The sequence below is a fragment of the Candidatus Zixiibacteriota bacterium genome (assembly GCA_026397505.1).
Taxonomy (GTDB): Bacteria; Zixibacteria; MSB-5A5; order GN15; family PGXB01; genus JAPLUR01.
This window is the reverse complement of the sequence record JAPLUR010000062.1, coordinates 48412-57328: the sequence shown is the minus strand read 5'-3', so window position 1 is coordinate 57328 and position 8917 is coordinate 48412. Positions and strand designations below refer to the sequence as shown.

The following is an 8917-nucleotide window of genomic DNA, read 5'->3' as shown; positions in this document are numbered from 1 at the left end:
ACTTCCGAAAGCGCAAAGACTATGTTTCTCCTGCTAAAATCTAACTCGTTATACGACATTAGGTGTCTCCTTTTGAATCAGCTTGTAAATCTTAAGGATACACCTCTTGTCGTTTTTACACACTTATAAAGATATTACCCCTACCATGAGTCGGAAAAATTGATTCTACATTTTTCTTTTCCACTTGGTAGCAGAGGGAGTATCCTCAAGGATTATTCCCATCTCCAGCAACCGGCTGCGGATTTTATCCGCTCCGGCGAAATCGCGCCTTTTCTTCGCCTCAGTGCGCTCGGAAATAAGCGCTTCGATATGACTGTCAATGCCGGTACCTTTAAGGATAAGAAAATTCAAGACCGAATCAATCCGCTGCAAGGCGGCCAGAGCGCGGTCGCGCTCCTCAATAGAGAGCTTATTTTCCGCTTTGAGACGGTTAATATCACGGATAAAATCGAATACTTCTCCCAATGCAGCCGAAATATTCAGGTCATCATCAAGTGCTTCCTCAAATCCCGCAAGCACCTTCTTAATGATCGCCCCGGCCTCGCCCGCCGACTCGCCCCCGCCATAATCACGCAGGTTATTGTAGAAATCATTATATCGTTCCAGACCATTTTTAGCCGCCACCAGACCCTCGAAAGTGAAATTCAATTGCTGACGGTAATGGGTGGCGATCAGAACAACCCGGACCGCAACCGCCGGATTACCCTTTTCCAGAATATCACGCAAGGTATAGTAATTATTCAGCGACTTTGACATTTTCCGGCCGTCGACAATCAAATGCTCGCAGTGAAGCCAGTAATTCACAAACTTCTTCCCGTTGGCTCCCTCGGATTGGGCGATTTCATTCTCATGATGCGGAAACATATTATCGACACCGCCGGTATGTATATCAAATGTCTCGCCAAGATACTTCATCGACATAACCGAGCACTCGAGATGCCATCCCGGGCGTCCTTTCCCCAGTTCCGTTTCCCAGAAAACATCGCCATCCTTCTCATCCCAGGCCTTCCAGAGGGCAAAATCGGATACTGATTCTTTCTCATACTCATCGCTGGCGACACGCGCGCCCGCTTTCAGGCTGGAAAGGTCAAGGTGAGAAAGTTTGCCGTATTCGGGGAATTTGGAGATCGGGAAATAGTAATTTCCCCCTATCTCATAGGCCAGTCCGTTGGTTATCAATTTCTTGACCAACGCGACCATTTCCTCGACATGCTTTGTAGCCTCAGGATAGTGTTCCGCCCGCTCGATCCCAAGCGCATCTATGTCATCAAAAAAGGCTTTCTTATAAGGAGCGGTATATTCATTTAAAGTGAGACCTTTTTCCATGCAGCCTTTGATGGTTTTGTCATCGATATCGGTTAAATTCATCACCTGGGTCACCCGATATCCTTTGAATTTGAGATATCGCCGCAATAGATCCTCGAAAGTATAGGCGCGGTAGTTGCCGATATGGGCAAAATTGTAGACCGTAGGCCCGCAGGTATACATCCGGACATGTCCTTCCTCAAGAGGCCGGAATTCCTCGACCGTTCGCGTCAGAGTATTGAAGAATCGTAAAGTCATATCAACCTGCTTATACAGCCGTCAGGGAATCGACGGTCTTCCGGTTCAATTTCTTGATTAGCGCGGCAATCAATTTCACCGTGTTGTCGTAATCGCCCCGGTACATAATGCTGTTATGGGAATGGACATACCTCACCGGAACGCCGATGCAGATGGAGGGAACCCCGGAGCGGCTCTTATGAATCTCCCGACCGTCGGTTGCACCTCTTTCCATGGAAGTCAGATGGAAGGGAATTTTGTTTTCCTCGGCCGTTTTGATGACCAGATGGCGAAGTCTCTGATTGGGAATCATGCCGGCGTCATAAATAAGAATGGCCGGCCCGTTGCCGAGTCTTTCCGCCTTGCTGTATCCATCAGGCGGCATATCCTGGGCAATGCCGACATCGGCGATAATGGCCACATCGGGATCGACCTGATAGGCAACCGTCATGGCGCCTCGGGTTCCGACCTCCTCCTGAACCGTGCCGATACCAAAAATAGTATTAGGATGCGCCATCTTCTTGAAATAGCGGATGACATCGACCACCAGAGCGCAAGAGGCACGATTATCAAAGGCCTTAGCCATATAAATCTGCGGATTGTTCATAATAGTAAATTTCGAATCCGGAACAATCGGGTCGCCTACCCTGACTCCCAGCTTCTTGGTAATATCATATTTCTGCATGCCGCCGACATCGATATACATATCGGAAATTTCCAGCACCTTTTCCCTGTCCTTCTGCTGAAGCAAATGAGGCGGCCGCGAGCCTACCACGCCCAGAACCGGCCCTTTAGATGTGATAACCCAGAACCGCTGTCCCAGCGTTACATGCCCCCACCATCCTCCGAGCGATAGGAATTTGATAAATCCCTCTTTGGTTATCTCCTTGACCATGAATCCGATTTCATCGAGATGCCCCGCCAGAAGCACACGCGGGGTTTCGGCGCTGCCCGCCTTCTTCCCTATCACCGAGCCGAGCTTGTCATATTTGACCTCGGCAAATCCTCTCAAATAGCGAACCATTACTTCTGCAGCACCGGACTCAAAGCCGGAGACGCCATTGGCATCTGTGATTTCTTTCAACAAGGTTTCTGTACTGTCCAAAGCAAAACTCCCTTATCTTCCCAATTCTATAATTAGCCTAATTTACTCATAAGAGACCCGATCGTCAATTCAATCCTGAATATAATGGAGCAATTCCGAAAGGGTTTTCAGAACAATAAGACCCGACGGCATCGGGTCCGGGTAATCGCGGCCCTCGCGAAACTTTATCATCGCCTGCAAGCCAACCGCCCGGGGCCCAATATAATCTTCAATATATCGGTCTCCGACAAAAAGGATATTTCCCGTCGGCAACTCAAGTAACTCAATCCCCTTAAGGTAAATCGAGGCGTGAGGTTTGCGAAAACCGAAAGAAGACGAGAAAATCGTGAAATCGAAAAAGCCCTGAAGGCCAAATCGTTCTAATTCCCGCTGATGGTAATTTTCCGGGAAAATAGTATTGGAAATTAATCCCAGCTTTTTCCCTTGTTTCCTGAGTTCGGCGAGCACGGGAAGGGTATCCTCAAATATGGTCAGTTGCTCGGCCACCGATTGATAATATGCTTCAAAGAATTCTGCCGCCAAACCGGGGCCGCCATCGAGTCCGTCCGTTTGAAGCAGCTCTTTTATGGCATCAGTTACTACCCACTCCTGAAGAGAAATGCCCGCTCTGTCCCGAAAATGACTGCGGATGTTCAGATAGTTATCGGTAAAATTCTCCAGCGGCGAAACAGGATAATTCTCTTTTCTGAGGAATTGATAGCCCGCGTTCAGGCAAAGTAAATGCAATTCCGGCCAGGGGATATTTTCATTTTCTATAAGGGTGGAGCCAAGGTCGAAAAGTATCCCGTCGATTTTCATTTTCAATCAACCCTCATTTCCTAAGGGCCGCACGGCAGATTCTTTCGACCAATTGGTCAAAGCTGATACCTGCTTCTTTGGCCGCCATAGGAGCCAGCGAAAGCTCGGTCATCCCCGGCAGGGTATTGACTTCCAGAAAGTAGGGGTGGTTCGTTTCATCAAGAATAAAATCTGCCCGGGTCAGGCCGCTGCAGCCAATCACTTCGCAGGCGCGAGCAGCCAAAAATTGTATCTCGGAGGTAATTTCATCCGGTATCACCGCCGGGCAGATATACTGCGATTTCCCCCTCGTATATTTGCACTGGTAATCATACAATTCATTGGTCGGGATTATTTCTACCAGAGGCAGGGACATCCCATCCAGAACCGCAGCCGTTATCTCGCGCCCCTTGATATACTCCTCTATAAGCACTTCGCGGGAGACGGCAAATGCTTTCGCCAGGGCTTCGGGAAGGCCCGATTCCTGTTTGACCAGGGTCAACCCCACCGTAGAGCCGGAATCATTCGGCTTGACGATTAATGGAAATTTGAATTTTGAAATGATCTTAGATATGCAAGCCTCAAACCGGTCATCAGGCGGAATTTTTAGGAGTAACCAGCCGGGCGTGGGAAAATTTTCATACCGCAGAAGATTTTTGGCAAAGGCCTTATTCATCGCCACCGCCGAGGTGAGCACACCGGATCCGGTATATTTTTTCTTGGCCAGCTCCAGAAGGGCCTGGATAGTGCCATCCTCGCCGGTTCCGCCATGCAGGGCAAGAAAAACCAGATCGATATCTCTGTATTCGACGGCATGGAGCGACTGAGTCAGCGCGAAACTGCCGGCCTGTTTGAGAGCAATTTTGGATGAGGATTCATTATTTTTTTCATACAGGTAGCGCCCCTCGTGATTCAGCAGCGACTTTCCTGAAGCAGAATCGATGACGTGGGTTTCGTGGCCGAGCCTGATTAGTGATTCGGTAATGGCTTCGGCCGAGGCCAGGGAGACATCCCTCTCCTCCGACAATCCTCCGGCCAGGACAAGGATCTTTAATCTATTTTTTTCCATTTCTTCTCATTTTCAGTAGCTTCACGATTATAAATGCGGCAACCAATATTATTATTATGGGCCAGACGATCCTCTCATATAAATGAAAATAATAAGCAATTGTCTCGAATTTGACGAAAAAAATGTAACTGCTGAAAAGAAGTATGCTGTTGAAGAGCCAGAAGGAAATCGAAGTGAAAAGGCACATTCTGGCAGGATTGTATCGCCCTATCCCGGCTACTAATCCTATAAGTGCCCGGCCGCCGACAACGAAGCGGTTGAAGATGAGCAACGGGGCACCTTTTCTGGCAAACCAAGCCTCCAGCCTCAGTATATCATTGGCCGAAAAGAAAGAGTAGTTTTTCTTCAGGAAAAATTCTCGGCCATAATTCGCCCCGAAATAATAAATGGCCATCATCGAACAGATGCCACCCAGGTAAATAACCAAAAAAACCAGGATAATATTTAATCGCCCGGCAGCGGAAAGAGCCCCCCCCGCCAATGTAAACATGTCGCCCGGGAAAGGGGGAACGATGTTTTCAATGAAGGCTGCCGCAAATAGGGCCAGGTAAATCCAGAACGGCCCATAGATAAAAAGCCGGTCCAGAAAACTATTTATCAGGTGTAGTGAGTGCTCCATTATTTCTATAAAGAAGTGCGGTTGCAATGGCCGCGATTCCCTCTCCCCGGCCGACAAATCCCATTTTCTCATTGGAGGTCGCTTTAATGGAAATCTCATCCTCCAGTGTGACCAGTATCCTGGCAATCTTCCCTCGCATGATCGGAATATGGGGAGCGAGCCGCGGTTTCTCGGCATTGACAACGACATCCACATTGCCGACTTGATACCCCTTTTTGACAATCATCCTGAAAACCTCGGCCAGAATTTTGGTCGATGCCATATCCTTGAATTTCGGGTCGGAATTGGGAAAATGCATACCAATATCTCCCAACCCGGCGGCCCCCAAGAGTGAATCGGCAATGGCGTGGAGCAGGACATCGGCATCGCTATGTCCCAGCAGACCGCGTTCATGCGGAATGATCACACCTCCCAAAACTAACGGGCGGCCCACTATCAGCTCATGGACATCGTAGCCGATTCCTATCCTAATTCCCGGATTCATACTCCTCCTCCAGAAAATATCTGGCCATCGCCAAATCATCTTCGGTGGTTACTTTCAGATTCGGCTTTTCGGGAATAACCACTTTGACTTTGAATCCCAGAATTTCGACCAGATAAGCATCATCGGTGGCTGTTTTTGGGCCGGAGGGATTATTATGGGCCGTATTTATCAGGTCATATTGGAATACCTGGGGTGTTTCTGCGAGAAACAAGCGGGCGCGGTCAAGGGTCGAAATTATAAATTCCCCTTCGACTCGTTTAACCGTGTCCGAAATGGGACGAGCCAGTATGGCCGCGCGATCTCTCTGCGCCACCTCAATCACCCGGTCGACATCACCATGATAGACCAGCGGGCGAGCGCCGTCATGGATGGCCACATAGCCGGTCGAATAAGGAATCGATTTCAATCCGATTGAGACCGATTCGGTGCGATTCTCGCCGCCGACAACAATCTTGGTTACTTTCTGGAATGGATAGGGATTGACCACCCTCTCGTTGGCATACAGCAGGAAATCTTCCGGAACCACGACGACAATTTCATCAACCTTCTCGGCCCGTTCAAATTGCATGATGGTCCATGAGAGCAGCGGCCGATCCAGAAGGTTGCGGAACTGCTTGGGGATATCAGCCCCAAAACGAATTCCTCTTCCGCCGGCCACAATCAATGCCACCGTTTTCATGGCAGAAATATATCTCATTGATAATTGATAGGAAACAACTATTTTGCCGGGCAAAACTAGAGAATCAGCATACAGTCGCCATAGCTGTAGAAGCGATATTTTTCCAGAACAGCCGTCTCATATGCCGCCAGGATCATCTCGCGTCCGGCAAAAGCGGAGACAAGAATAAGTAATGATGATTTGGGGAGATGGAAATTTGTAATCATATGGTCCACGATCCGGAAATCATGTCCCGGTTTTATATAAAGATTAATATAGCCAAGATAGGGCTGAATTTGACCGTCAATGATCTCCGCCGACTCAAGAGTGCGAACTGAAGTAGTCCCGACCGCGAAAATCTTTCCCCCTTTGGTTCTTATCTTCTTTATGGCGTTGGCCGATGATTTTGAAATCTCGGCATATTCCGGGTCAATAGTGTGTTCCTCAATATTGTCCGTCTTTATGCTCTTGAATGTGCCATACCCGACATGAAGAGTGACCGGGATAATCTTGACCCCCCTGGCCGCAATTTTCTCCAGTATCTTTTCGGTGAAATGCAGACCGGCGGTCGGAGCGGCCACGGCCCTCGCTTTTCGGTCGTCGGCATAGACTGTCTGATAGCGTGTCTCATCGCTCTTCTGATCCGGGCGGTGGATATATATCGGCAGCGGCACGTGCCCCAGAGAAGCGATCAACCGCAGCGCCTCGGTCTTGGATTTGAATTTTATGATGGTCTTCCCGTCCGGGAGTTTCTTTATGACTTTAACCGTTCCTTCCCCGTCAAGCAAAAGTGTTTCATTCTCTTTGACTCTCCGAGTTGGATGTGTCAGCACCTGCCAGCAATTTGTCCCTTCATATTTGATTTCTTCCAAAAGGAATAGTTCCACCTTGCCCCCGGTCGGTCGACGCGCAAAAAGCCTTGCTTTGAAGACCTTGGTATTGTTAATGACCAGCCCGTCACCCGGGTTGAGGTAATCAATAATGGCAGGGAATTTCTTGTGAACCGTGTCTCCGGTCGCGCGGTCAAGAACCATCAGTTTGGAACTATCCCGTCGCCGAGCCGGCTGATAAGCAATATGAGCCTCGGGAAGATTATAATCAAATAAGGAAATGTTCATGGTCATATGAATAAGTCATAAGTTCGCGATAAGATGGCAAATAATCGCCGGAAGTCAAGCTGATTCCTTCGGTGCGCCCCCATTCAGACCGCTATCCACTGATTGAATGGATATTAGGGCGAGACCGTCCATCGGGAAAAAAGAAATGGCCGGAGGATTCCGGCCAATATTGTCCCCTCTGAATTTTCAGAAATTTCAAGTCGCCGCAATGGCTATAAAGGTCTCGGCTTTCATGTATTCCTCGACCAGAAGCGCCTTTAAAGCCTCAATTTCCGATTCATCCATAGCAAAGAAATTCAGCACCGCTTGACTGAGATGGGCAGGGGTTCTTTCCAGGATATCAACAGAAAAAGTCTGAAGGGCCAAATAATCGGCCAGATTTATCAAATAAGCAAAATCATCGCTGGAATTAGTCAATTGCGGATTGTGGTGATATCCAATCGTATCGGCCATCCGGGACGGAAGTTTCCAATTGATCGCCAGTTGACGTCCCAGTTGTGCGTGCGTAAACCCCAAAACCGCCACTTCGGCTTCCGTGTCGGGAATGGCCGGATGTTCCTGCAGGTATTCATTAATGGCCTTCAATTCTTTCGGCATGAAACAACAGAAAACCATCTTGCCGATATCGTGCACCAATCCCGAGGAAAAAGCCGGGTCGGGATTAAATATCTTTCCCTTGGGCAATCTCTGGGCGATGATACGTGAAGCAAAGGCCGCGGCCAGCGAGTGCCTCCAGAAACTCTCGTGGTACTCCTTATTCCCCTCATTGGCTTTGAACATATTAAGAACCGAGGCCGAAAGCACCAGATTTTTCACTGCTTCCAGACCAATTATCATAACGGCGTGCTTGACCGAATCAATTTCTCGGGAGAGTCCATAGAATGCGGAGTTAGTGAGCTTCAGGACTTTCACCGACATGGCCGGGTCTTCCGCCAATATGGCGGCAACATCACCCATGGAAGCATCCGGGTCGCTCATTACTTTCTGAATCTGCTCAAAAACGATCGGCGGCGTGGGAAGGTTTCTTATATTGCCGATTATCTGTCTCAGCCTGTTTTCCAGTGAAGCTGCTGTCGTTACCGTCATATCTCAACCTTATCAAGCGAATCCTGTTCTTTACTATTGAGTTGCCCTATCTTGCGCGGGCCGGTCATGGTCACCTGTCTTTTCATCACCCGAGAGACCATCCTTTTCGATATTTCCCGTGTCATCCGGATTTGGTTCCATATTTGCCTCAGGTATGGTTTCCGTGAACTCTTCCCTTTCCGACATCATCTCCGCCATTTTCTCTATAATATCCGGTCGATTGTAAAAGCCGTTCTCGACTCTTCTTCTGACTGCCCTGAGCTTCTCCAGACGCGCGCTCTCGGCTTCAGAGATTCCTTTGTCTTCAACCTTACCGCCTCCCAGCCTCCGAGCCTCCTCCGAAATGGCAAGTTTGTCCCGCTCTTCGCTGTTGTCCGTTACTTGTCCGGGCGCGGTTTCATGAGATTCCGGTTTTTTCCCGGGCAGAGAACTATCTTTATTCAGGGGTCCTATTTCCAC

At 48.8% G+C, this 8917-nt stretch carries 10 protein-coding genes; all 10 read right to left on the bottom strand.

Annotated elements, in window-relative coordinates; translation table 11 throughout:
* Positions 1-165: 165 nt before the first annotated feature.
* Positions 166-1563 (bottom strand): cysteine--tRNA ligase, encoded by a 1398-nt coding sequence (gene cysS, locus NT002_06905; GenBank protein MCX6828997.1) that lies wholly within the window; start codon positions 1561-1563, stop codon positions 166-168.
* A 10-nt stretch (positions 1564-1573) separates the two neighbouring features.
* Positions 1574-2647, bottom strand: coding sequence for a M42 family metallopeptidase (locus tag NT002_06900; protein MCX6828996.1), 1074 nt, complete (start codon positions 2645-2647; stop codon positions 1574-1576).
* Between the two features lie 69 nt (positions 2648-2716).
* The gene (locus NT002_06895; GenBank protein ID MCX6828995.1) at positions 2717-3445 is read right to left on the bottom strand and encodes an HAD family hydrolase; all 729 of its coding nucleotides are present in this window, start codon (positions 3443-3445) and stop codon (positions 2717-2719) included.
* 13 nt (positions 3446-3458) lie between these two features.
* Entirely contained in the window at positions 3459-4493 is a 1035-nt protein-coding gene (locus tag NT002_06890) for a D-alanine--D-alanine ligase (GenBank protein ID MCX6828994.1), read from the bottom strand.
* Positions 4480-5112, bottom strand: coding sequence for a DedA family protein (locus tag NT002_06885; GenBank protein ID MCX6828993.1), 633 nt, complete (start codon positions 5110-5112; stop codon positions 4480-4482). Before NT002_06885 ends, NT002_06890 begins: the two co-directional genes overlap by 14 nt.
* Positions 5084-5596, bottom strand: a complete 513-nt coding sequence (ispF, locus tag NT002_06880; protein MCX6828992.1) for a 2-C-methyl-D-erythritol 2,4-cyclodiphosphate synthase — start codon at positions 5594-5596, stop codon at positions 5084-5086. The genes NT002_06885 and ispF overlap by 29 nt, the downstream gene beginning before the upstream one ends.
* Positions 5580-6275, bottom strand: coding sequence for a 2-C-methyl-D-erythritol 4-phosphate cytidylyltransferase (ispD, locus tag NT002_06875; GenBank protein MCX6828991.1), 696 nt, complete (start codon positions 6273-6275; stop codon positions 5580-5582). Before ispD ends, ispF begins: the two co-directional genes overlap by 17 nt.
* A 56-nt stretch (positions 6276-6331) precedes the next feature.
* Positions 6332-7372 (bottom strand): tRNA preQ1(34) S-adenosylmethionine ribosyltransferase-isomerase QueA, encoded by a 1041-nt coding sequence (gene queA, locus NT002_06870; GenBank protein ID MCX6828990.1) that lies wholly within the window; start codon positions 7370-7372, stop codon positions 6332-6334.
* 195 nt (positions 7373-7567) lie between these two features.
* Positions 7568-8458: an HDOD domain-containing protein gene (locus NT002_06865; GenBank protein MCX6828989.1), complete on the bottom strand. Its 891-nt coding sequence runs from the start codon at positions 8456-8458 to the stop codon at positions 7568-7570.
* A 33-nt stretch (positions 8459-8491) separates the two neighbouring features.
* On the bottom strand, positions 8492-8917 hold the full coding sequence (locus NT002_06860) for a hypothetical protein (GenBank protein ID MCX6828988.1): 426 nt from the start codon (positions 8915-8917) through the stop codon (positions 8492-8494).

Excerpts from the sequence above, each read along its gene's own strand:
- NT002_06885 (MCX6828993.1), bottom strand. The coding sequence starts at position 5,112 with ATGGAGCACTCACTACACCTGATAAATAGTTTTCTGGACCGGCTTTTT.
- NT002_06865 (MCX6828989.1), bottom strand. The coding sequence starts at position 8,458 with ATGACGGTAACGACAGCAGCTTCACTGGAAAACAGGCTGAGACAGATA.
- cysS (MCX6828997.1), bottom strand. The coding sequence starts at position 1,563 with ATGACTTTACGATTCTTCAATACTCTGACGCGAACGGTCGAGGAATTC.
- NT002_06895 (MCX6828995.1), bottom strand. The coding sequence starts at position 3,445 with ATGAAAATCGACGGGATACTTTTCGACCTTGGCTCCACCCTTATAGAA.
- ispD (MCX6828991.1), bottom strand. The coding sequence starts at position 6,275 with ATGAAAACGGTGGCATTGATTGTGGCCGGCGGAAGAGGAATTCGTTTT.
- ispF (MCX6828992.1), bottom strand. The coding sequence starts at position 5,596 with ATGAATCCGGGAATTAGGATAGGAATCGGCTACGATGTCCATGAGCTG.
- queA (MCX6828990.1), bottom strand. The coding sequence starts at position 7,372 with ATGAACATTTCCTTATTTGATTATAATCTTCCCGAGGCTCATATTGCT.
- NT002_06890 (MCX6828994.1), bottom strand. The coding sequence starts at position 4,493 with ATGGAAAAAAATAGATTAAAGATCCTTGTCCTGGCCGGAGGATTGTCG.